Annotated in this window: 28 protein-coding genes; 16 read left to right on the plus strand and 12 right to left on the minus strand. The window is 41.1% G+C overall.

Features of this window, described 5'->3' with window-relative positions; translation table 11 throughout:
* Window positions 1-2 precede the first annotated feature (2 nt).
* Genes QM738_RS17485 through QM738_RS17500 form a run of 4 tightly spaced genes read right to left on the minus strand, consistent with a single transcriptional unit; the run spans window position 3 to window position 2498 of the window.
* Window positions 3-479: a hypothetical protein gene (locus QM738_RS17485; RefSeq protein WP_462278017.1), complete on the minus strand. Its 477-nt coding sequence runs from the start codon at window positions 477-479 to the stop codon at window positions 3-5.
* 7 nt (window positions 480-486) lie between these two features.
* Entirely contained in the window at window positions 487-1485 is a 999-nt protein-coding gene (locus QM738_RS17490; RefSeq protein WP_462278018.1) for an amidohydrolase family protein, read from the minus strand.
* Window positions 1486-1542: 57 nt separating this feature from the next.
* The gene (locus tag QM738_RS17495; protein ID WP_462278019.1) at window positions 1543-1932 is read right to left on the minus strand and encodes a four helix bundle protein; all 390 of its coding nucleotides are present in this window, start codon (window positions 1930-1932) and stop codon (window positions 1543-1545) included.
* Window positions 1933-1973: 41 nt separating this feature from the next.
* A complete protein-coding gene (locus tag QM738_RS17500) occupies window positions 1974-2498 on the minus strand; it encodes a 3-hydroxyanthranilate 3,4-dioxygenase (protein ID WP_462278020.1) in 525 nt (174 codons plus the stop codon).
* An 85-nt stretch (window positions 2499-2583) separates the two neighbouring features.
* Here QM738_RS17500 and QM738_RS17505 point away from each other — a divergent pair, with 85 nt between their 5' ends.
* From QM738_RS17505 to QM738_RS17545, 9 genes are all read left to right on the plus strand, one after another.
* The gene (locus tag QM738_RS17505) at window positions 2584-4041 is read left to right on the plus strand and encodes an aldehyde dehydrogenase (RefSeq protein WP_462278021.1); all 1458 of its coding nucleotides are present in this window, start codon (window positions 2584-2586) and stop codon (window positions 4039-4041) included.
* A gap of 85 nt (window positions 4042-4126) precedes the next feature.
* Window positions 4127-4540 (plus strand): RidA family protein, encoded by a 414-nt coding sequence (locus QM738_RS17510; RefSeq protein ID WP_462278022.1) that lies wholly within the window; start codon window positions 4127-4129, stop codon window positions 4538-4540.
* Window positions 4541-4577: 37 nt separating this feature from the next.
* The gene (gene kynU / locus QM738_RS17515) at window positions 4578-5858 is read left to right on the plus strand and encodes a kynureninase (protein WP_462278023.1); all 1281 of its coding nucleotides are present in this window, start codon (window positions 4578-4580) and stop codon (window positions 5856-5858) included.
* A 29-nt stretch (window positions 5859-5887) separates the two neighbouring features.
* Window positions 5888-7225 carry an FAD-dependent oxidoreductase gene (locus QM738_RS17520; RefSeq protein WP_462278024.1) on the plus strand — a complete coding sequence of 446 codons (1338 nt, stop codon included), beginning with the start codon at window positions 5888-5890 and terminating at the stop codon, window positions 7223-7225.
* A 140-nt stretch (window positions 7226-7365) separates the two neighbouring features.
* Entirely contained in the window at window positions 7366-7980 is a 615-nt protein-coding gene (locus QM738_RS17525) for an FMN-binding negative transcriptional regulator (RefSeq protein WP_462278025.1), read from the plus strand.
* Window positions 7981-8033: 53 nt separating this feature from the next.
* A complete protein-coding gene (gene pyrF, locus QM738_RS17530; protein WP_462278026.1) occupies window positions 8034-8609 on the plus strand; it encodes an orotidine-5'-phosphate decarboxylase in 576 nt (191 codons plus the stop codon).
* 4 nt (window positions 8610-8613) lie between these two features.
* Window positions 8614-8883, plus strand: a complete 270-nt coding sequence (locus QM738_RS17535) for a hypothetical protein (RefSeq protein WP_462278027.1) — start codon at window positions 8614-8616, stop codon at window positions 8881-8883.
* Between the two features lie 21 nt (window positions 8884-8904).
* Window positions 8905-9822: a metallophosphoesterase family protein gene (locus QM738_RS17540; protein ID WP_462278028.1), complete on the plus strand. Its 918-nt coding sequence runs from the start codon at window positions 8905-8907 to the stop codon at window positions 9820-9822.
* 4 nt (window positions 9823-9826) lie between these two features.
* The gene (locus tag QM738_RS17545) at window positions 9827-10384 is read left to right on the plus strand and encodes a thioredoxin family protein (RefSeq protein ID WP_462278029.1); all 558 of its coding nucleotides are present in this window, start codon (window positions 9827-9829) and stop codon (window positions 10382-10384) included.
* Between the two features lie 9 nt (window positions 10385-10393).
* Here QM738_RS17545 and QM738_RS17550 read toward each other — a convergent pair whose 3' ends face one another.
* From QM738_RS17550 to QM738_RS17585, 8 genes are all read right to left on the minus strand, one after another.
* A complete protein-coding gene (locus QM738_RS17550; protein WP_462278030.1) occupies window positions 10394-10984 on the minus strand; it encodes an SGNH/GDSL hydrolase family protein in 591 nt (196 codons plus the stop codon).
* Window positions 10985-10988: 4 nt separating this feature from the next.
* On the minus strand, window positions 10989-11414 hold the full coding sequence (locus QM738_RS17555; RefSeq protein WP_462278031.1) for a YrzE family protein: 426 nt from the start codon (window positions 11412-11414) through the stop codon (window positions 10989-10991).
* Window positions 11404-11874 carry a hypothetical protein gene (locus QM738_RS17560; RefSeq protein WP_462278032.1) on the minus strand — a complete coding sequence of 157 codons (471 nt, stop codon included), beginning with the start codon at window positions 11872-11874 and terminating at the stop codon, window positions 11404-11406. Before QM738_RS17560 ends, QM738_RS17555 begins: the two co-directional genes overlap by 11 nt.
* Complete coding sequence (locus tag QM738_RS17565; RefSeq protein ID WP_462278033.1) at window positions 11871-12296, minus strand: YciI family protein; 426 nt, start codon at window positions 12294-12296, stop codon at window positions 11871-11873. Before QM738_RS17565 ends, QM738_RS17560 begins: the two co-directional genes overlap by 4 nt.
* 83 nt (window positions 12297-12379) lie before the next feature.
* Complete coding sequence (locus tag QM738_RS17570) at window positions 12380-13627, minus strand: transglutaminase-like domain-containing protein (RefSeq protein WP_462278034.1); 1248 nt, start codon at window positions 13625-13627, stop codon at window positions 12380-12382.
* Window positions 13628-13665: 38 nt separating this feature from the next.
* Window positions 13666-14664: a DUF4097 family beta strand repeat-containing protein gene (locus QM738_RS17575; RefSeq protein ID WP_462278035.1), complete on the minus strand. Its 999-nt coding sequence runs from the start codon at window positions 14662-14664 to the stop codon at window positions 13666-13668.
* Window positions 14665-14703: 39 nt separating this feature from the next.
* Window positions 14704-15267, minus strand: a complete 564-nt coding sequence (locus QM738_RS17580) for a hypothetical protein (protein ID WP_462278036.1) — start codon at window positions 15265-15267, stop codon at window positions 14704-14706.
* Window positions 15264-15815, minus strand: coding sequence for an RNA polymerase sigma factor (locus tag QM738_RS17585; protein WP_462278037.1), 552 nt, complete (start codon window positions 15813-15815; stop codon window positions 15264-15266). The genes QM738_RS17580 and QM738_RS17585 overlap by 4 nt, the downstream gene beginning before the upstream one ends.
* A 268-nt stretch (window positions 15816-16083) precedes the next feature.
* Here QM738_RS17585 and QM738_RS17590 point away from each other — a divergent pair, with 268 nt between their 5' ends.
* The 7 genes from QM738_RS17590 to QM738_RS17620 all read left to right on the plus strand — a co-directional run bounded on the left by QM738_RS17590 (window position 16084) and on the right by QM738_RS17620 (window position 20836).
* Entirely contained in the window at window positions 16084-17268 is a 1185-nt protein-coding gene (locus QM738_RS17590; RefSeq protein WP_462278038.1) for an acyl-CoA dehydrogenase family protein, read from the plus strand.
* Between the two features lie 100 nt (window positions 17269-17368).
* On the plus strand, window positions 17369-18313 hold the full coding sequence (locus QM738_RS17595) for a 3-hydroxyacyl-CoA dehydrogenase family protein (protein ID WP_462278039.1): 945 nt from the start codon (window positions 17369-17371) through the stop codon (window positions 18311-18313).
* Window positions 18314-18328: 15 nt separating this feature from the next.
* Complete coding sequence (locus tag QM738_RS17600) at window positions 18329-18643, plus strand: hypothetical protein (RefSeq protein WP_462278040.1); 315 nt, start codon at window positions 18329-18331, stop codon at window positions 18641-18643.
* A 19-nt stretch (window positions 18644-18662) separates the two neighbouring features.
* On the plus strand, window positions 18663-19235 hold the full coding sequence (locus QM738_RS17605; protein WP_462278041.1) for a mechanosensitive ion channel family protein: 573 nt from the start codon (window positions 18663-18665) through the stop codon (window positions 19233-19235).
* 55 nt (window positions 19236-19290) lie between these two features.
* Complete coding sequence (locus QM738_RS17610) at window positions 19291-19728, plus strand: lipocalin family protein (RefSeq protein ID WP_462278042.1); 438 nt, start codon at window positions 19291-19293, stop codon at window positions 19726-19728.
* Between the two features lie 9 nt (window positions 19729-19737).
* On the plus strand, window positions 19738-20292 hold the full coding sequence (locus QM738_RS17615) for a DUF1543 domain-containing protein (protein ID WP_462278043.1): 555 nt from the start codon (window positions 19738-19740) through the stop codon (window positions 20290-20292).
* Between the two features lie 133 nt (window positions 20293-20425).
* Window positions 20426-20836 (plus strand): VanZ family protein, encoded by a 411-nt coding sequence (locus QM738_RS17620; RefSeq protein ID WP_462278044.1) that lies wholly within the window; start codon window positions 20426-20428, stop codon window positions 20834-20836.
* The last annotated feature ends 30 nt before the right edge of the window (window positions 20837-20866 follow it).

Below are 20866 nucleotides of genomic sequence, written 5' to 3' on the forward strand. Positions count from 1 at the left end.
CTCTATCTATTCAGCATATTCTCGATCGCTTTATGATCTTTTTCAAACAATACATTCCTTATTTCTGTGCGAAAGGTATTTAGTTTTAAACTGTAGGTTTTCTTTTTTTCTTCCGGGTCTGTATCACGATTGAACTTTACCCATCCCTGGTACAGGTATACCATTTTTTTATATTGAAACAGAATGGACAGGTACCCTTTATAACGGTCCTCATCCTGTTTATAAATGTCCTGGTAATATTTTATACAGGAATCCACTGTATTATTCAGTTGCCTGGTACGGACTGCCATCCATTCAATACTGTCTTTATCATAAGGGCTAAACGTTAATACCTCGGCCCGCTGGTTTTCAATTAATGTACAGCCATTGTTGAATTGCCTTACAATTCTTTGCTCTTCATTTTTTGCGCAGGTAGAGGCAAACCTTGCCAGCGCAAACACTGCCAGTGCAATTGAAAGTATGATGCGGCCTGGTTTCATATTACGATCAGTTGGTGGTTTTTAAGCTCAGCCATTGCTGTGCATTTTTATACAACAATTTTTCTTCCAGTTCTTTCTCCAGCTGCATGGATGCCACTAGTTTTCCAGGGTGATGCTCACCTAACGGGAATGGATAATCGCTTCCAAGGCATATCTTATCTGCTCCCATTACGTCGATGATATACTGCATGGCTTTTTCGTCATGCACCAGGCTGTCGATCCAGAATTTGCCGATATAATCCCGTGGATTGATGGCATTGTCTACCGCTACTAGGTCGGGGCGTACGTTAAAACCATGTTCTATACGCCCTATTGTTAATGGGAAACTGCCGCCGCCATGCGCAAAAGCCACTCTTAATTTCGGGAATGCTTCCAGCACACCGCCAAATATCATGCTGCAGATAGCCCTGGATGTTTCGGCCGGCATGCCCACCAGCCAGGGCAGCCAGTATTTTTGCATCTGTGTTTCTCCCATCATTTCCCAGGGATGGATGAATAAAGCACAGCCCAGTTCTTCGGCACGTTTATAAAAGGGAAAGAATTTTTTATCAGATAAATTTTCACCATTGATATTACTGCCGATCTCCAGTCCGGGCATTTTTAATTCCGTTACACAACGTTCCATTTCTTTGATGGCCAGGTCCACATCCTGCAGGGGCACAGTACCAATGCCTATAAAACGTTGGGTGTTTTTTACCACCGTATCTGCTATATGATCGTTGAAGAAACGGCTGGTCTCCCAACCATCATTGGGCTTTGCCCAGTAATTGAACAGAACGGGAATGGTGGATAATACCTGTATCGTTACATCGGTATCATTCATTTCTTTTATTCGTACCGCTGCATCAAAACAATTTTCTTCTACTTCGCGAAAGAGTTTGTCACCTTTCATCATGCAGGCTTTGCAGTTGCGGTGTTCCAGGTGTATAAATTCGCCATACCCAAATCGCTGCACCCAGTTGGGCATTTTATCGGGCATGATATGTGTGTGGATGTCGATTTTCATTGAAAGTTTAAAGTTGAAGGTTCAAAGTTGAAGGTTTTTTTAAGACAGCTTACTTTACTAGCTGAAACGAAAACCTTTCTTGTCTGAGTTTTTCAAATACTTAATAAAAGCGGTGATCTTTTTACTTAAGCTTTCACATTTTAGTTTTAATTCTTCAAATTTTTCTGGTGTTATATAAAACCTGTCTGACACTCTATAAAGTTGTGACCTGACTTCGCCGTTAGATGCTTTCGCGATAATTAAGAAATTGATAAATTCTTTATTCCCGGAGCGTTCAAAACCTTCTGCAATATTATCCATAACGGATCCCGAAGATCCATTGATCTGGTTTTTCAGTTCAAAGTCTTTAGCAAAAAGGCCCACTGAATATATTTGCCAAAGTTCATTTGCCTGTGCTCTTGCTAACTGCCAAATATCTAAATCTTCAAATTTTGATATCGTCGCCATAGAGTAGTATTTTGGATTAAAAAACTTTCAACCATCAACTTTCAACCTTTACGCACCGGAGGTGCCATTACGGCGCCGCATTTGCTGCAGGTGCGTTTGTGTTCATCAGAATAGAATCCCTCCATTACAGGCGGTAGTTGGGTAACGATATCGGTGATCACTTTGTACTCTTCGTATAGTTTGTTGCCGCAGTTTTCGCAGTACCATAAAAAACCGTCTTCTTCTGTTTCCCTTATTTTTTCAATTACCAAACCCACGGTGTTGGGGCCGCGTTGCGGACTGTGCGGGGTTTTGGGTGGGAGTAAGAACATATCGCCCTCGTTAATCGGGATATCTTTCTGCACTCCGTCATCAATGATCTTTAATACAATATTGCCTTCCAGCTGGTAATACAATTCCTCACTTTCATTGTAATGATAATCTTTGCGGCTGTTGGGACCACCCACCACCATCACAATAAAATTCTCCGCATCTTTATACACACATTGATTGCCTACAGGCGGTTTTAAAAGGTCGCGGTGTTCATCGATCCATTTTTTTAAATTGAAGGGAGCAGTAACTGGCATGGCAATAAGTTTAGGCTCGTAAGTTAGATTTTTTTTGCAAATCCTCCGCTATCAACTGTGAACTATAAACTATTAACTTTACGGAATGAACCTTACTGTTCCATATCACTTAGAGAATTATATCGGCGGAAATTTTATTGGTCCCCTGAGTGGTGCATTCCTTGATAATATCAACCCCGCAACAGCAGCAGTATATGGCCAGGTGCCCAACAGTAATAAAAAAGATATTGATGCGGCAGTACATGCAGCCCAGCAGGCTTTTGCAGCGTGGAGTACCACAGCAAATGAAGACCGCTTTATCGTACTCAACAGGATCGCCACTTTGATAGAGGAAAATGCAGATGCGCTGGCGCTGGCCGAAACCAATGATAATGGCAAACCATTATGGTTGAGTAAAAGAATGGATATTAAAAGAGCGGCCGAGAACTTTCGTTTTTTTGCAACGGCCATTATGCACTTTGCAACCGAAAGCCATGCGATGGAAGATAAGGCCATCAATTATACTTTACGACAACCCATTGGCGTGGTGGGTTGCATATCGCCCTGGAACCTGCCTTTGTATCTTTTTACGTGGAAGATAGCGCCGGCGCTGGCTGCAGGCAATTGCGTGGTGGCCAAACCCAGCGAGGTAACACCGGTCACTTCATTTTTGCTGGCAAAGATCTGCAAAGAAGCAGGTGTGCCCGATGGCGTTTTAAATATTGTGCATGGTGATGGCCCCGGCTGTGGCGAAGCAATTGTAAAACATCCCGGCATTAAGGCCATTTCATTTACGGGCAGCACAAGGGCTGGCGAACGCATTGCTTCCATTGCAGCACCGATGTTTAAAAAATTATCACTGGAGCTGGGAGGGAAAAATCCTGCGATCATATTTGCGGATTGCGACTGGCAAAAAATGATGACAGAGACCATCCGTTCTTCTTTTACCAACCAGGGACAAATTTGTTTGTGCAGCAGCAGGCTGCTGATAGAAAAAACTATTTACGAAAAGTTCAAGGCGGAGTTTGTTGCACAGGTACAACAATTAACAGTGGGCGATCCATTGGAAGAAGGCACTAAACAGGGCGCCGTTGTAAGCAAGCTGCATTTTGATAAAGTAATGAACTGTATCCAGGCAGCTAAGGAAGAAGGCGGTACGATCTTGTGCGGTGGCAATGCAGTTACGCTTAGCGGCAGGTGTGCCGATGGTTATTTTATTGAACCTACCGTGATAGAAAACCTGGGGCCTCAATGTAAAACCAATATGGAAGAGATCTTTGGTCCCGTGGTTACTTTACAACCTTTTGAAACAGCAGACGAAGCGTTGCAGCTGGCTAATGCTACCGGTTATGGACTGGCAGCAACGATCTGGAGCCAGGATATCAGTAAAACCAATCGTGTGGCAGCAAAACTGCAGAGCGGTATCATCTGGGTGAATTGCTGGCTGGTAAGAGATCTTCGTACACCCTTTGGCGGTATGAAGAACAGTGGTGTAGGCAGGGAGGGTGGCTGGGAAGCGTTGCGGTTTTTTACAGAGCAGAAAAATATTTGTATACAATTTTAATTGCACCGCTCCATAGGAGTCCTTTGGACAGAGAACAAGAGAGCAAGAGTTTACGCAGAGATGTTTTGAGATTTAAAAATACAATATGAGCGAAATAATAAATACGGAGACGGCTGCGAAACCATTAGGCGCTTACCCGCATGCAAGAAAAGTGGGTAATCTTTTATTCCTTTCAGGCATCGGCAGCAGGAATGCAAAAGATAATTCCATACCCGGGTTGGAATTAGACGGTGAAGGGAATATTATAAAATACGATATTGAAGCGGAGTGCCATCAATGCTTTGCCAACGTAAAAGCCGTGCTGGAAGCCAGCGGCAGCAGCTGGGATAAGATCGTGGATGTGACCGTTTTTTTAACCAATATGAAAAAAGATTTTCCTGTTTACAATAAAATTTACGCGGAATATTTTACAACAGTACAGGCATGTCGTACGACAGTGGAAGTAAAAAGTTTACCGACACCAATAGCAATAGAATTAAAAGTGATAGCAACTATCTGAACTGTGATCAACCTGATTAAAGGATTAAAAAGATTTTATGCAATTTGAGAATACACTGGATTTTGCAAAGAATTTAGATGAGAAGGATTCATTAAAGCATTTTCGTGACCGGTTTTATATTCCCATCATTAACGGAAGGGAAGCCGTTTATTTTACCGGTAATTCATTGGGGCTGCAACCCAAAAGCACACAGGATTATGTATTGAATGAACTGGAAGACTGGGCCAACTTTGGCGTGGAAGGTCATTTTCATGCAAGAAAGCCCTGGATGCCTTATCATGAAATTTTTCCAACACAAATTGCAAATATTGTTGGTGCCTTGCCTGAAGAAGTAGTAGTGATGAATCAACTGACGGTGAATTTGCATTTGCTGATGGTAAGTTTTTACCGGCCCACACAACAGCGCTACAAGATCATCTGCGAAGCAAAAGCATTTCCGTCCGACCAGTATGCAATGGAGTCGCAGGTGAAATACCATGGCTTTAATTATGATGATGCGGTAATTGAAGTGGCGCCACGACAGGGTGAGCATACGATACGTACTGAAGATATTCTTTCCACTATACAACAGCATGGCGATACGGTGGCATTGGTTTTATTTGGGGGTGTAAATTATTATACCGGTCAATTTTTTGATCTTGAAAAAATTACTGCCGCAGCGCATGCAGTGGGCGCTTATGCAGGATTTGACCTGGCGCATGCTGCAGGTAATGTAAAGCTCCAGCTTCACAACTGGAATGCAGATTTTGCCTGCTGGTGTTCTTATAAATATTTAAACAGCGGACCCGGTGGCGTATCGGGTATTTATATTCATCAAAAACATATTACTGATAAAACCATTCCACGCTTTGCAGGTTGGTGGGGCTACACTAAAGACACCCGTTTTAAAATGGAACGGGGCTTTGAACCCATACCAACAGCAGAAGGATGGCAATTAAGTAATGCACCCATTTTATCCATGGCAGCACATAAAGCATCGCTGGATATTTTTGAAGAAGCGGGCATGGATGCGCTGGCGGCAAAAGGAAAAATGCTGAACGATTATTTATTTTTTATACTGGATGAGATCAATGCAGGCCTGGAAGAAAAACTGATCGAAATAATAACGCCACGTAATGCGCATGAAAAAGGCTGCCAGGCAAGTATGCTGATGTTGAAAAAAGGAAAAGAAGTTTTTGATACCTTAAAACAACAGGGTGTACTGGCCGACTGGAGAGAACCGAATGTGATCCGTGTTGCGCCGGTTCCTTTGTACAATACTTTTACGGATGTATTTGCATTCGGGCAAATTGTGAAAGCTATACTGGGCCGGGATTAACTTGATTAAAGGATTAAAAGGATTTTTTAATGAAAAAGGATACGGTTATAATTGGCGCTGGTTTGGTGGGTTCTTTGTTATCCATCTATCTAAGTAAGAGAGGATACAATGTAAAAATATATGAACGCCGTGCTGATATGCGTAAAGAAAAAATAGCAGCAGGTCGTTCTATCAACCTGGCATTAAGCGACCGGGGTATAAAAGCACTGGAAGAAGTGGGCATTATGGAAGAGATAAAAAAGATCGCTATACCGATGCATGGCCGGTATATACATAATGCAGATGGCAGTACGGCTTACCAGCCTTATGGCAATGATGGGCAGTTCATCAATTCTGTTTCCAGGGGCGAGTTGAATAAGATGCTGATGGATCTTGCTGAGAAGAACGGTGCTGAAATATTTTTCAATGAAAGATGTGATGCCATCGATTGGAAAAAGAAAACAGTACATTTTGAAAACGCAGAAGAACTGACCACCATTCATTATCAGCTTGCTTTTGGCAGCGATGGCGCTTACTCTGCAGCAAGGCTTACACATCAATTACAACATGATCGTTTTCAATACCAGCAATACTATATAGATTTCGGTTATAAGGAGTTGAATATCCCTGCAGGGAGTAATGGGGCATTCATGATGGAGAAAAATGCTTTGCATATATGGCCAAGAGGTAATTATATGCTGATAGCTTTGCCTAATATGGATGGCAGCTTTACCTGCACTTTATTTTTTCCCTTTGAAGGTGATCCCTCTTTTGCATCATTGGATACGAAGGAAAAAGTACGCTCCTTCTTCGAAAAAACATTTGCAGATGCTGTACCATTAATGCCCACACTGGAAGATGATTTTTTCAATAACCCCACTTCTTCTTTGGTAACTGTAAAATGTTTCCCCTGGGTAAGGAATGATGATTTTGCACTGATCGGTGATGCAGCACATGCTATTGTGCCTTTTTTTGGGCAGGGCATGAATTGTGGTTTTGAAGATTGCAGGGTTTTAAATGAATTAATAGATAAACACAACGAAGACTGGCATTTGATCTTGCAAGAATACCAAAACCTCCGCAAACCTGATGCAGATGCTATTGCTGAACTGGCTTTAAATAATTTTGTAGAGATGCGGGATAAAGTGGGCGATCCGAAATTTTTATTACAGAAAAAAATAGAAACGGCTTTCAGCAAAAAATACCCGGGTAAATGGATACCGGCATATTCTCAGGTAACTTTCAGCCCGCAGATCAGGTACAGCGATGCTTTGAAGAATAGTGCGAAACAGGAAAATATCATGCAGGAAGTGATGGCGTTGCCGGGTATTGAAAATATATGGCAGGATGAAGTGGTTGAAAAAATGATATTGGAGAAGTTACACTAATTAATACGAATTACACGAATTGAGTCCGGGTCGGGGCGCTCACCTAAGCAAAGCTTAGGAGCGGCCTGAACCCTGGCAAAATTTAAGTATCTAAAACACGATCCAGGCCGCTTGAAGCGTCCCGGCTCACAACAAAAAATATGTACAGATTTTCTTACTACACCGAACAGGATACAGAAAAAGTAGTGGCCTTTATGAAAGACAATGCTTTTGCACTGATCACCGGCAGCGGCGATCAATATCCTGTAGCTACACAAATTCCACTTGAAATAAAAGTAGAGGATGGTAAAATATTTTTAGAAGGCCATATCATGCGCAAGACGGATCATCACCTGGCTTTTGAAAAAAACAATCATGTATTGGTACTTTTTACCGGCCCGCATTGCTTTGTCAGCGCCAGCTGGTACAGCAATCCATCGGTGGGCTCTACCTGGAATTATATAACCGTGCATGCCAAAGGAAAGATCAGCTTTATGGATGAGGAAGGCACATTAAAAGCAGTGAAAGCGGTAAGTGATCAATACGAAGGCACCACATCTGAAGGCGCTTTTGATAAATTGCCAAAAGAATATATCGATCATATGATAAAGGCCATCGTGGGTTTCCGTATTGAAGTGGAGAGCCTGGAAAATGTATTTAAATTAAGCCAGAACAGGGATATCGATTCTCAAAAAAACATTATTGCACAATTAAAAAAGAGAGGCGATGACCAGTCGAGGATGATCGCAGAAGCAATGGAAACCAGGTTGCCCTAATGATTTGTGCCGATTTTTATTTTTAAAAGAATTTTGCTGGTTAAATTTGCAGCATGACAAGAAAACAACTGGTTGAACAGGTCCAATTAAAAAAATCTTACTTAACGGTGGGGCTCGATACCGACATTACCAAGCTGCCCAAACATTTACGATCTCATACCGATGCTGTTTTTGAATTCAATAAAGCTATTATTGACGCCACGCATGATCTTTGTGTAAGCTATAAGATCAACACTGCTTTTTATGAATCGCAGGGATTGAAAGGCTGGGAGGCGATGGAGAAGACAGTAAATTATATCCCTAAAAATATTTTAAAGATCGCTGATGCCAAACGCGGCGATATCGGCAACACTTCTTCGCAATATGCCAAGGCTTTTTTTGAAACGATGAATTTTGATGCGATCACTGTTGCCCCTTACATGGGAGAGGATAGTGTGCGTCCTTTTTTGGAATATGAAAATAAGTGGACCATTGTTTTAGGGCTGACCAGCAATAAAGGCGCCAATGATTTTGAAATGTTGAAACTGGTACGTGAAGACATGAACCAGGGCAGCAACGATCATTTACGTTCTGAATTTTTATACGAACATGTTTTAAGAACTATTTTCAAAATGGGGCAACGAAAATAATTTGATGTTTGTAACCGGTGCCACACAGGCAACAGAGTTTGAAAATATCAGGAGCATTATACCGAATCATTTTTTACTGGTCCCCGGTGTTGGCTTCCAGGGTGGCAGTTTGGAAGATGTAAGTAAACACGGTATGAACAAGGATTGTGGCTTGTTGGTAAATGCCAGCCGTGCCATCATCTTCGCCAGCGAAAAAGAAGATTTTGCTGCAGAAGCAAGAGTGATCGCACAGGAATACCAGCTGGAGATGAGCCGATACCTTTCTTCAATGTAAGATCATTTCTAAATCATTTATATGCAACGCAGAAAATTTCTACAAAACCTTTCTGTTCTTTCCGCAGCAGCTTCCCTGCCTGCTGCGGCACAGGCTACTATTGAAAAAAAGAAAAGCAAGTTCTCGTTTGTATTCATGAGCGATATGCATATAAAACCTTTGCCCGCTGCCGAAGCAGGCTTTGCAAAAGCATTGCAAAATATCAACCAGTTAAAGCCACAGCCTGATCTCATCATCAATGGCGGCGACTGCATTATGGATGCACTGGCAGCAGATAAAGAAAAAACAAAAACACAATGGGACCTGTATAATAAAATACTACAGGCAGAAAATAAATTACCGCTCAGGTATTGTCTTGGCAACCACGATATCTGGGCATGGCAGTTGAAAGACGCTGATAAAGCAGATGCGTTGTACGGAAAAAACTGGTGGTTGCAGCAAACCGGTTATGCGAAAACCTACTATAGTTTTACCCATCACACCTGGCATTTTATTGTATTGGACAGCGTGCAGGAAAACAACGGCGGCTATATTGCTTTGCTGGATGCAGATCAATTTACCTGGCTGGAAACAGAACTGGAAAATAACAAGGATAAATTCGTGTGCATTGTTTCACACATTCCCGTAATGGCTTTTTGCAGCGCTATGTTCTTTAAAGATATGCTGCCTAACGGCGACTGGAAATTATCCCGGGCTTTATTGCATACCGACGCAAGAAAAATAAAAGACCTGTTTAAAAAATACCCCAACATCAAAACCTGCCTCAGCGGTCATATTCATTTACAGGATGCAGTGGAATACCTGGGCATACAATATTTCTGCAATGGCGCTATCAGCGGCGATTGGTGGAGTGGCCCATTCCAGGATTTTGCGCCTGCTTATGCATTATTTACTTTTCATAGTGATGGCGCTGTTGAAAGAATGATAGTAAACTATTAATTTCATGAAATTACCTGTTGCTATTGCAATAATTTTCCTCAAAGCAAATTTGTTGTTTGCTCAAACCCCGTCACCTGCCAGCCATCTTATTGATTCAGTATTTCAAAAAGCAAAAACAGAAAAGAAAAATATTTTCATCTTATTTACTGCGAGCTGGTGTGGACCATGTAAGGAACTGAAAAGAGCCCTGTATGATGAATACAATGTACAGTTCTTTAAAAATAATTATGTGCTGCTTGAATTGTATGGTTCCGAAGTGGGGGACAAAAAAAAGGATGAGAACCCAGGCACCAAAGATATTATAGTTAAATTTGATGGAGACACCAGCACCTTGCCATACTGGGTAATTCTGAATTCAAAAGGAATAAAGCTCCAGGATAATTATATAAAAGTTGACAGTAACAGTTCAAAAAGAGAAAATATCGGCTTCTCCTATATACCAAAGTACTTATGGCAGTTTTTGCATTTTATAAAACAAACCTCTAAATTAACCAAGGCCGAATTGCAAATGATATACGACCGGTGCCAGCAATTAAACAGGATAACCCCCAAAGATGATTGACCAACTAACTTAATACAGTTTTTTAATACTTTCTGCCAGCTGCTCTGCCCATTTATGATACTCCTTACCGGATGGATGTAATTTATCTGCTGCTAAATATTCCACTTTATTTCCATCCGCTCTTTGTGATGCAGTGATATCAATATAATGCGCTCCTGCTTTTAAAGCATAGGTTTCACATACTTTATTATAAGCATCGATCTCTGTTGCAATCTTTGTACGGTCTTTCCCTTCTGCAAAGGGTGTTACACCCCAGTCGGGAATACTTAATACAAAAACATGATCAACTTTATGATTGGCAAATCCGATAGCCCTTTGTAATAACTGTTCAAATTCTGTTGCAAAATTATCTATGGGCCTGCCGCGGTATTGATTGTTTACGCCTATCAGCAATGAAACAATATCGTATGTTGTTGAAATTTTAGCCGCATCAATAGCGTTATTCAGTTCATCAGTTGTCCAGCCGGTGGTGGCAATGATCAACGGCGCTTCTATCAAACCATTCAAAAGCTGCACGGTCTTGTTAGGAAAATTTTCGGATAGCAATACCTGTTCACCAATTGTATAACTATCCCCTAAAGCGAGGTATGAATAACGCATGTGTTTAATAATTTTGATCTTCCTGATCTTCTTTTTTATTTTCTATCAACTGCCTTACAATGCCCCCCATTAATGTTAATGGAATTAAAGAAAGCGCCAGTAATACACTCGCCACCGCGGTTTTTGTTACTACAGTGGAACCAAATACCAATATCACAAAATTAAAAGTACCGGTTATCAAAGCATAGTATACTTTCCTTTCAGCTGCTATCGTGCTCGCTACAAAACCACCCACAAACCCCGACACTGCCACCCATAAAAATTCATAACTGAAAATAACCGTGTAGCTTACCTGTTCCCGCTTTTGCATTGCATCCATAACAGTATGAGATAATTGTATCTTCATTAAAGAGATCAATGTTGCCGCTACAGCTACAGTTGTTACAATCCCAAAAAATACCGCAATAGTATTTTGTGCTTTAGTTTTCATTCAATTCCAGTTTTTTTATCCATCTTCTGCAGATAGATAATGGTATCAAACCGATCACGCCAAAGCTGCAATCGATCAACACATGGTACATGGGTATATGCCGGATGGGTGCTGCAATAAATGCCAACGGAAATATGGCCACGCATGCCAGCATGGCCCAGTCGATGATCCATTTATTTTTTACAGGATCTTTCAGCGGACCGATAAAGGCCATTGCGATCACAATATGTGCAAAGGCCAGCCAATCAAATCCGTAGGCCAGCATCGGGTATTTTGTATTGGTCTCCAGCAGCGCTGCATATACATCCTGCAACCATTTTTCTGCAAAAGAAGGTACTAATGAAGGATGATTCAGTAACCAGCGTAATTCTGTTTCTACAGGAAAAGCAGTAACACCGCTGAGTATTAACGCGATCATAAAAAATACGATCATCGCACGGATCCTGGTAATTAATTTCATTGTGGTTTTTCGGGTTTACCATGTTTAAAACTGCCAATGGGAGCTGAATACCAGGGCACAACATCCACTGCAAATAATCCTGCTGCTACAGCGGGATCACTTTGTACAATTTTTTCTGCTTCTTCTTTTGTTTTGCAGTCGAATACAAAAATGCCCCTCCATTTCAGGTCATTTTTTCCAAAAGGCCCGGCTGCTTTTAATATGCCTTCATAATATAACCGGTTGATATTATCCATGTGTCCTTTAAATAATACTGCTTTCTGCACCGAATCAAAATCCTGTTTGGGTCCGGTTTTGATCAGCACAAAAAAATATTGTTCGATAGTATCTTCCGGTCTTGGCTTTTTCGCTTTTGTACTATCCTGCGCCTGCAGTGTAATGCTGCTGATTAATATTATAAAACAAAAGATCAACTGCTTCATACCATATCTTTTTGCCGAAAATACAAAAGGTCCGCAATAAATACGAACCTTTTATATTCATGCCTATACAGTAAATTCTGCTATTACGGTAAACTCCAAAATGAATTGGGGTTATTGGTTTTGTATGTTACAAAAGTGGTCTTGTTCTGGTTATTTGTGCTGGATGACATTTCGAGTGATTTTTTGAAATAGTCCAATGGTACCAGTCGCATATAGCTTATACTTTTTCCTTCCTGTCTTGTTTCCGTATCAAATTCGCTGCTGAGCGGGCATTCTAGTAAATACAGGTTCTTGGCCATATAGTTATACAGGTAATTTTCTTTTGTCTGCGAACTTTTATGGTTCCAGTTGGCATCCGGATTTAAGATCAGGGGTTTATCATTGATTATTCTATCCCTTACTTCTTCCAGGCCCAGCAATTCTCCTTTTTCATTCATCACATAGGCATCAAATGTAGGATCGATCCATATCCATTTTTTCAATTCCGTAGCATACACCATATTGATCACATGACAATCAGGATCAACCCCCAAACTGTCTTTCGGTAAACAGGTAACAAACCTCGATTTAATTCCCATCGACAGGTAACATTCATTCAGCACTGTTGCCAGTCCCCTGCAATTCAATCCCCTGTTATCTCTTTTACAAACATTGATCATGTTCATCGCATTCATCACTGCCGGGTTGCCATGGTTGCCATCATGCGGCACTAAGTTATGTATCCAGTGCAGCAGGTTCAGTATTTTCGAAACTTCATTGCCCTGCCCTGCTATCGAATCTAAATTGAATGCTTTACGTAAAGCAACCAGGTTGGGATTATCTGCAGACTGGTAAGTGAATTTAGGCAGCTCTCTTGCTTCCTTATAATTGTACGCTCCTGCTTTTTTGATAACATAGAGGTAATCGCCTGTTTCCCGCAATGGCTGGATCAGATCCTTATATTTTTTTTCATTGCGGATATTATCCAGGTCCTTATCAACAATGATATGCGAGTAATCTGTAAAGCCGGCCCTGATGGAACTATCCAGGTATTGCAATGCTTTCGGTTTATCGTTCAATAACGAGTAAGTACAACTTAAATTATAGAATGACCCTGCATGATAACCTTTGAAATTTGCTTTCTCTTCCTTGGTCAGCGCTCCGTACTTCGTTTCAAAATCATCCAGCAACGCAGTGTAGGTTTTGGTGTCCCGCTTTTCATAAGCCTTTACCATCAAACTATCCTGTGTTTGTGCATAGCGCTCAAATGCAGCATGGGTATTGGTTTGGGCGCTTGTGATCAGCGATGCCATTACAAAATTGCAGATAACAAATAGTCGCAGTTTCATCATGATGTTGTCTTTTCAAAAAATCAAAATATTGTACATTATTAAGAAGTAATACTCCTTTTCGATTTTGCTTTGTCTTTCATTTCTTCCTCTGTGGCTTCGCCCAGTATCACTTTACCAAAGCTGTTCTTTACAGTAACTTTAACTCCGCCACTGCCGGATTTACCGCTGTATTCAAAATCAAATTTTGGCCCTCTTTCTTCATCATCTTTTCCGCCATCAAATTTGATATTGGTTTTATTTTTAAAACTGCCAAAGCTGGTACTGATATTATAAGAAGCAGAAAAATCGCCGGATGGTTTCAGGTTCACGGTTGAATAAGAAACTTTTGCATCCAGTCCTGTAAGGCCGTTATCAAGATTGATCTTTGTTGCCTTGCTGAATTCGAGCGTCAATTTAATGTTACCCACGAGTTTACCCATTTCGGCGGAAGAAAATTTGATCGCAATTGTTCCATTGGCAGCGCTTTCGATCTTTGCTTTTCCAAATTCAACGGTCAGAGCTTTTACATCGCTTAATTTACCGGTGGTGAGCGAACCGAATTTGCTGGTAAGATCCACTTGTCCTGAATAATCTGGCAGCGTGATAGCGCCAAACTGGTTGTCGATATCCAAAGGATTGGAAGCGGGCATATACACTGTATAATCAATATCCATGCTCTGGTTAGAATTTTTGTTCTTGTATTTATCCTGGTGCTTGCTGCCGCCTTCTTTTTTATCCAGGTCTTCGCTGAACAGTGTTTTAAATTTTACCTGGTTGCCCGACTTGCTGTCTTCTATTTCAATATCACTTAATACCGAAGTGGCCCATTCTTCTGTTTTTGCAGAAGCTTTAATTACCACATCCACTTTAATTTCATTCTTTGCCCAGGTGTGTACTTCCACATCGCCGAACTTGTTGTCGATAACTATTTTATCGGAGCCGGAAACATTATATGATTTGCTGTAGGTCTTGCTTTTTTCAAATTCATATTTCTTTTTTTTATCCTTATTGTTGTTCTCATTATCGTTTTGCGCCAGCAGGCTTACCTGCAACAGCATGGTAAAGGCGCTTAACAGTGTGATGATTCTTTTTCATGACTATGCTCTTTTTGTTTTTTTAATTTGATTAACGATGGTTAATTGTTGATTCAATACATTCAGCTGCAGCTGCAGGTTTTGAATCATAGCTTCAATCAGTACTTCCTTATTAGGAGTAGTGCCGAATTGGCTTTTCAGCGATTTATAGGAACTGTCCAGTTGATTGATATCGGTGGCAAATGTTTTGTACAATTCCGGTTGTTCGGGAGCCAGCGCTTTCAGCTCATCCTGTTTTAAAGCAACCAGTTTTGCCACTTCATTTACCTCGGGCGGATTTTCGGGTGTAATTATAGCGATGTCTTTGATAGTATCTTTCTTAGGTCCCTCTGCCAGCTCACGCTCACCCGTTGGTTTTGTAGTACGCAACACCAAAAAAACTGTGATACTTGCAATTATCAAAACAGCAGCAGCAATACTCCATTTATACAATGGCATTAGCACCGCTTTCTTTTTTTGCTGTGGCACCAGGTCTGCCGCCAGTTTTTCCCACACTTTATCCGACGGGATCCTGTCGTCGAATTCGTTGCGGTTGTCACCAATAAATTTTTCCAGCTTCCTGCTCATATTCCTTCTTTTAAAAGTTGTAATAGTTTTTGTTTGGCCCGCATGTATTGTGTACGGGTGGTGGATTCTGCCACATTTAATATCTCTGCTATCTCTTCATGATCGTACCCTTCCAGTAAATATAAACTCAGCACTGTGCGGTATCCATCGGGCAATTGCATGATGGATCTTTTTACCGATTCCACTTTCAGTTTTATTTCATTCTCATCTACCACGGATTCATCTGACCTGTCGGCACTATCTGTTTCATCAATATCCACCAGGTCGAATTTTTTCTTTTTCAACTGGTTGATGCTGCGGTTGATGCAGATCTGTTTTAACCAGCCGCCAAAACTGGTGCGCTGTTCAAACCGGTGCAGGTTCCGGAAGGCTTCTGCAAAACTTTCCTGCAGCACATCTTCGGCCTCGGCCACATTGTTCACAATACGCAGGCAGGTATTGAACATAGCTTTTGCATAGCGCTGGTATAATTCCTTATAGCCCGCAGCTTCGCCCTTCCTGCAGCGTTCGATCAGTTCATCATGATGTGGCAATACCGTCAGTTCCAAAAAATCAGCTTTTAATAATAGAGACAAGGTGGTGAAAACAATGTTGCATCAAAGGTAAAAACAAGTTTTTGGTGGGGTTGAACATATTATCTTTGTGCACTGATTGCACGAATTAATACGAATTACACCTATTATAAGTTACACGGATTAAATGAATTATACTGAATAAGCCGAAATTTTGCAATCCTTGGTAGAAATTCGTGTGATTCTTAGTAATTAGTGTAATAAAAGACCTCTTAACCAATAAACTATTTAACTAACGATTACTATGGCAGCTAAAACAGACAATTTTCAGAGCCCGGATTATTTTAATGTAGATGAATTACTGACCGAAGAGCATAAGCTTATCAGGGAAAGTGTGCGCAATTATGTAAAAAAAGAGATCTCACCGATTATTGAGGACTATGCACAGCGGGCCGAATTTCCGCAACAAATAGTAAAACAACTCGGCGACCTGGGTTGTTTTGGTCCTACAGTGCCGGAGCAATATGGTGGTGGCGGACTGGATTATATCAGTTATGGATTAATGATGCAGGAACTGGAGCGGGGCGATAGTGGTGTGCGTTCTACTGCAAGTGTGCAGGGTTCGCTGGTGATGTTTCCCATTTATCAATATGGCAGCGAAGCGCAACGCAATAAATATTTGCCCAAACTGGCGAGTGGTGAATGGCTGGGTTGTTTTGGTTTGACTGAGCCTAACCATGGTAGCGATCCATCGAGCATGCTTACCAATATTAAAGATGCCGGCGATCATGTTATTTTAAATGGTGCCAAAATGTGGATCAGCAATGCACCTTTTGCACAGGTGGCTGTTGTGTGGGCACGCAATGAGCAGGACGAAATACAGGGACTGGTTGTGGAACGTGGTATGGAAGGTTTCAGCACACCTACCACGCATGGCAAATGGAGTCTTCGTGCAAGCGCCACCGGTGAATTGGTATTTGATAATGTAAAAGTACCGAAGGAAAATATTTTTCCCAATGTAAAAGGATTGAAAGGGCCGCTGGGCTGCCTCACTAAGGCAAGATATGGTATTGCCTGGGGTGCTATAGGCGCTGCAATGGATTGCTATTATATTGCTTTGGAGTATAGTAAAGAAAGGATACAGTTTGGAAAACCCATCGGTGGTTTTCAGTTACAACAAAAGAAACTGGCAGAAATGGTAACTGAAATTACCAAAGCGCAATTACTAAACTGGCGACTGGGTGTTTTAATGAACGAAGGAAAAGTTACCCCGCAACAGGTAAGTATGGCCAAGCGCAATGCCTGCGAAGTGGCCACTAATATTGCAAGAGATGCGAGACAAATGTTAGGCGGTATGGGCATCACCGGCGAATACCCTGTAATGCGCCACATGATGAACCTGGAAAGTGTGATCACGTATGAAGGAACACATGATATTCATTTGCTCATCACTGGTATGGATGTGACAGGCTTCAATGCTTTCAAATAATGCCCCCTGTCCCCCTGAAGGGGGAACTTGAGCGGCAACAACAAGATAACGTTTGAAAATATTTTTATTTCATACATAATTTTATACAACTTTTAATCAAATGAATTCTGTTACAAATTTTAATACGCTGCTGGTTCCCCCTTCAGGGGGCGGAGGGGGCAAGGTATCTGTCATCGGCGCAGGCACCATGGGCAATGGCATTGCACATGTATTTGCACAGGCCGGCTTTGCAGTTACATTGATAGATGTAAATGCAGCTCAGTTAGAAAAAGCGATTGCCACGATTGGTAAAAATTTTGACCGGCAGATCGCAAAAGGAACTATCACTGAAGAAGTGAAAAAAAATGCACTGGATAATATTACTACCGTAACTGATATAGCAGCAGGCGTAAAAGAGGCACAGCTGGTAGTGGAAGCTGCTACTGAAAATGTGGAATTAAAACTGAATATTTTTAAACAGGTAGATGCTGCTGCACCAGCAGGCTGCATTTTAGCCACCAACACTTCTTCTATCTCTATTACAAAAATTGCGGCTGTTACCAGGCGCCCCGAGCTGGTGATCGGCATGCATTTTATGAATCCTGTGCCGGTAATGAAACTGGTGGAGATCATTAATGGCTATGCCACCAAAAAAGAAGTGACCGATACCATTGTTGAACTGAGCAAGCAATTAGGAAAGATACCCTGCGCAGTAAATGATTATCCCGGTTTTATTGCCAACCGCATTTTAATGCCGATGATCAATGAAGCCATCTATAGTCTGTATGAAGGAGTAGCAGGTGTAGAAGAAATTGACACTGTAATGAAACTCGGTATGGCGCACCCGATGGGACCATTGCAGCTGGCCGATTTTATCGGGCTGGATATTTGCCTTTCTATTTTAAATGTGTTGCACGATGGATTTGGTAATCCAAAATATGCGCCTTGTCCGTTGTTGGTAAATATGGTCACCGCAGGTAAACTGGGTGCAAAAAGTGGGGAAGGTTTTTACCAGTATGTGGCGGGAAGCAAGGAGTTAGTGGTGAGTGAAAGATTTAGAAAATAAACAGCTTTTATTGTCATGAAAATACTGTGGTGCTGGAGATGCAGAATGAATTTAGCAATGCTGGATGAAAAAGAGTATAAGGTAGCATACAGATTATATATTGAATGTATGGACGACAGAAGCCATGGCAGCGATAGGATAGCACGTTTTAAACCTTTACTGGATTATTATAAAGCTGTAACAGGGGAAGAGGAACTTGAACCCAACGCAATAATGCATCACCGCATTGCGCAATATGGACCACCCTGCGAAAAGTGTGGCAAACCTTACAGAACTCCGCAAGCATCTTTTTGCGCAGCTTGCGGAAATAAAAGAACTAATCTGGAATAATATTTGTCTTATACCTGCCATGAAGCAATTAATGGACAGGTTAAATAAACTCAATGACGGCAGCTGGCAGAATATCGCATTACTGTATACAATAAAGATCATTGCGGCTGCCATTATTTTATTTATTGGTTTCTGGATCATCAACCGCATCAATAAGATCATCAATGGTTTCTTTGAAAAACGCAGTATTGACAATACGGTCAAAAGTTTTTTAAAAACATTGATCAGTGCCGGTTTAAAGATCGTGCTGGTTATTTTCCTGCTCAATTTTATTGGCATTCAAACCACTTCTATTGTGGCACTGATCGGCGCGGCAGGTTTGGCAATTGGCCTGGCATTGCAGGGCACACTTACCAACCTGGCCGGTGGTGTAATGATACTCTTATTCAAACCGTTCCGGGTAGGCGATATCATTGAGGCGCAGGGCAAAAAAGGTAAGGTGACGGATATACAGATCTTCAACACCATTTTATCGGTTGATGATAAAACGATCATTATCCCCAACAGTATCCTTTCCAACGGCATTATTGAGAATTCAGGAAAAAATGCACCGCTCCCCACTGGCAAAATTTCCACAGAACAGAAAAAATAATTGTTTGAACACAATTATTACTATTTTGTAAGTCTTCTTTTAAACCAATCAAATAATGAAACAAATAAGGCCCATTATACTGGCACTGTTATTATCATTGCCGGTAATAATTTTTGCACAAACTGCTTCCCTTAAAACAAAATTCGTTGGCAAATGGCTATTGGTAAAACATTTGTATACCGAAAATAAAAAGACGGAAGACCTGCTTACTTCAAATGAAACTTATGTGTATACTTTTAAAACAGATGGCACTTACGAAGTAAGTTATACCAGTAAAAAAGATGCCAGCACCACGGTATACTACGGTAAATGGGCGATCGTAAGTACCGGTAAAAAATTAAAATTGTACGATAACCATATTCAAACGGATGCAAAGGTTTTAGTGAACGATAAACTCTACCCTATTATAAAGATCAGCAATACTGAATTTGTAACAAAGGAATTATTATTCGGTATGGACCTGCTGGGAACCAGTTATTACAAGAAACAATAAAATTATTTTGTGGAGCAGCAATTATTCTTTCTCATTCTTGGTTGCAAACCTGCAGGGCGCAATACCGAGCAGCATGATGCATTCTTTGGTGTGGGTACTTCCTTAAAAGATCTTATTCCGCAAATGGAAGCCTTTTGGCCTGATGCAGGAAAGATCCATATCGATTCGTGGAGGGCAATCACAAACGTTGATGGCCATACTATAAAAGTGGTGAGCAGGGAAACCGCTTTACCTGCTGTTGCAAACAAATTATTCTTTTTAAACCTGGGTGGTTACAAACCTAACGACCTGGAAGAATATCATTATAAATTACTCACCGTATCAAAAGATAAAGGCGAGGCCGTGGCACAGGCCAAAAAAACAGCCTTCTACCTGCACAATGGTTTTGCAGGCGCCACCTCCCATATTGATGATAAATATGGCGTGGATGTGGATGACATCTATGAGATAACAGATATCCTGCCTGCATCCATAAAAGAAAAATTCACCCTCCTTATCGAAAAAACAACTGTACCAGCCGAAGATGAATTACATATAGGATATGTTAAATTAAGTAGTCTTTAAATGTTCTTTTGTAGATTAGCGTACAATAACCGATTTTATCAATACCAACAATAAAATAGTACGTTTTATAGCCTGGCTGCTGTTCCTGGTATATTTTACCATTCTTACCAAGCTCATTATTTTTAAAAAACCATTGGGTTATATAAAAAATTATCTGTTGCACCAGTACAGCTGGCAGGCTGCAAAAGCGCATATGCACAAGGCCAATCTCACTCCTTTTGCCACCATCAAATTATACTGGAACAGTCATTTAAGGGCAGAATATACCGTGAGTAATCTCCTGGGCAACCTGGTAGGCTTTATCCCGATGGGTTTATTATTGCCTATACTTTTTAAAAGGCTGGATCATTTTTTTGCCGCCACTTTTTGTGTTTTTTTATTCAGCCTTGCATTTGAAACATTCCAGTTGTTTACCATGCTCGGGGTTTTTGATGTGGACGATCTTATATTGAATACGCTGGGTGGGGCCATTGGTTTTATGTTTTATCGTACGGCAACGAGGCTGGGGATATTTAAGAAGGAAGTTATGAGTTATGAGTTATGAATGCGAATATTTTTTAAATTGTACAAATAT

Source organism: Ferruginibacter sp., from assembly GCF_049840995.1.
Classification (GTDB): domain Bacteria; phylum Bacteroidota; class Bacteroidia; order Chitinophagales; family Chitinophagaceae; genus Ferruginibacter.

Bases quoted from the DNA above. Each gene is read 5' to 3' on its own strand.
- QM738_RS17485 (WP_462278017.1), bottom strand. From the start codon at position 479: ATGAAACCAGGCCGCATCATACTTTCAATTGCACTGGCAGTGTTTGCG.
- QM738_RS17490 (WP_462278018.1), bottom strand. From the start codon at position 1,485: ATGAAAATCGACATCCACACACATATCATGCCCGATAAAATGCCCAAC.
- QM738_RS17495 (WP_462278019.1), bottom strand. From the start codon at position 1,932: ATGGCGACGATATCAAAATTTGAAGATTTAGATATTTGGCAGTTAGCA.
- QM738_RS17500 (WP_462278020.1), bottom strand. From the start codon at position 2,498: ATGCCAGTTACTGCTCCCTTCAATTTAAAAAAATGGATCGATGAACAC.
- QM738_RS17505 (WP_462278021.1), top strand. From the start codon at position 2,584: ATGAACCTTACTGTTCCATATCACTTAGAGAATTATATCGGCGGAAAT.
- QM738_RS17510 (WP_462278022.1), top strand. From the start codon at position 4,127: ATGAGCGAAATAATAAATACGGAGACGGCTGCGAAACCATTAGGCGCT.
- kynU (WP_462278023.1), top strand. From the start codon at position 4,578: ATGCAATTTGAGAATACACTGGATTTTGCAAAGAATTTAGATGAGAAG.
- QM738_RS17520 (WP_462278024.1), top strand. From the start codon at position 5,888: ATGAAAAAGGATACGGTTATAATTGGCGCTGGTTTGGTGGGTTCTTTG.
- QM738_RS17525 (WP_462278025.1), top strand. From the start codon at position 7,366: ATGTACAGATTTTCTTACTACACCGAACAGGATACAGAAAAAGTAGTG.
- pyrF (WP_462278026.1), top strand. From the start codon at position 8,034: ATGACAAGAAAACAACTGGTTGAACAGGTCCAATTAAAAAAATCTTAC.
- QM738_RS17535 (WP_462278027.1), top strand. From the start codon at position 8,614: ATGTTTGTAACCGGTGCCACACAGGCAACAGAGTTTGAAAATATCAGG.
- QM738_RS17540 (WP_462278028.1), top strand. From the start codon at position 8,905: ATGCAACGCAGAAAATTTCTACAAAACCTTTCTGTTCTTTCCGCAGCA.
- QM738_RS17545 (WP_462278029.1), top strand. From the start codon at position 9,827: ATGAAATTACCTGTTGCTATTGCAATAATTTTCCTCAAAGCAAATTTG.
- QM738_RS17550 (WP_462278030.1), bottom strand. From the start codon at position 10,984: ATGCGTTATTCATACCTCGCTTTAGGGGATAGTTATACAATTGGTGAA.
- QM738_RS17555 (WP_462278031.1), bottom strand. From the start codon at position 11,414: ATGAAAACTAAAGCACAAAATACTATTGCGGTATTTTTTGGGATTGTA.
- QM738_RS17560 (WP_462278032.1), bottom strand. From the start codon at position 11,874: ATGAAATTAATTACCAGGATCCGTGCGATGATCGTATTTTTTATGATC.
- QM738_RS17565 (WP_462278033.1), bottom strand. From the start codon at position 12,296: ATGAAGCAGTTGATCTTTTGTTTTATAATATTAATCAGCAGCATTACA.
- QM738_RS17570 (WP_462278034.1), bottom strand. From the start codon at position 13,627: ATGATGAAACTGCGACTATTTGTTATCTGCAATTTTGTAATGGCATCG.
- QM738_RS17575 (WP_462278035.1), bottom strand. From the start codon at position 14,664: ATGCTGTTGCAGGTAAGCCTGCTGGCGCAAAACGATAATGAGAACAAC.
- QM738_RS17580 (WP_462278036.1), bottom strand. From the start codon at position 15,267: ATGAGCAGGAAGCTGGAAAAATTTATTGGTGACAACCGCAACGAATTC.
- QM738_RS17590 (WP_462278038.1), top strand. From the start codon at position 16,084: ATGGCAGCTAAAACAGACAATTTTCAGAGCCCGGATTATTTTAATGTA.
- QM738_RS17595 (WP_462278039.1), top strand. From the start codon at position 17,369: ATGAATTCTGTTACAAATTTTAATACGCTGCTGGTTCCCCCTTCAGGG.
- QM738_RS17600 (WP_462278040.1), top strand. From the start codon at position 18,329: ATGAAAATACTGTGGTGCTGGAGATGCAGAATGAATTTAGCAATGCTG.
- QM738_RS17605 (WP_462278041.1), top strand. From the start codon at position 18,663: ATGAAGCAATTAATGGACAGGTTAAATAAACTCAATGACGGCAGCTGG.
- QM738_RS17610 (WP_462278042.1), top strand. From the start codon at position 19,291: ATGAAACAAATAAGGCCCATTATACTGGCACTGTTATTATCATTGCCG.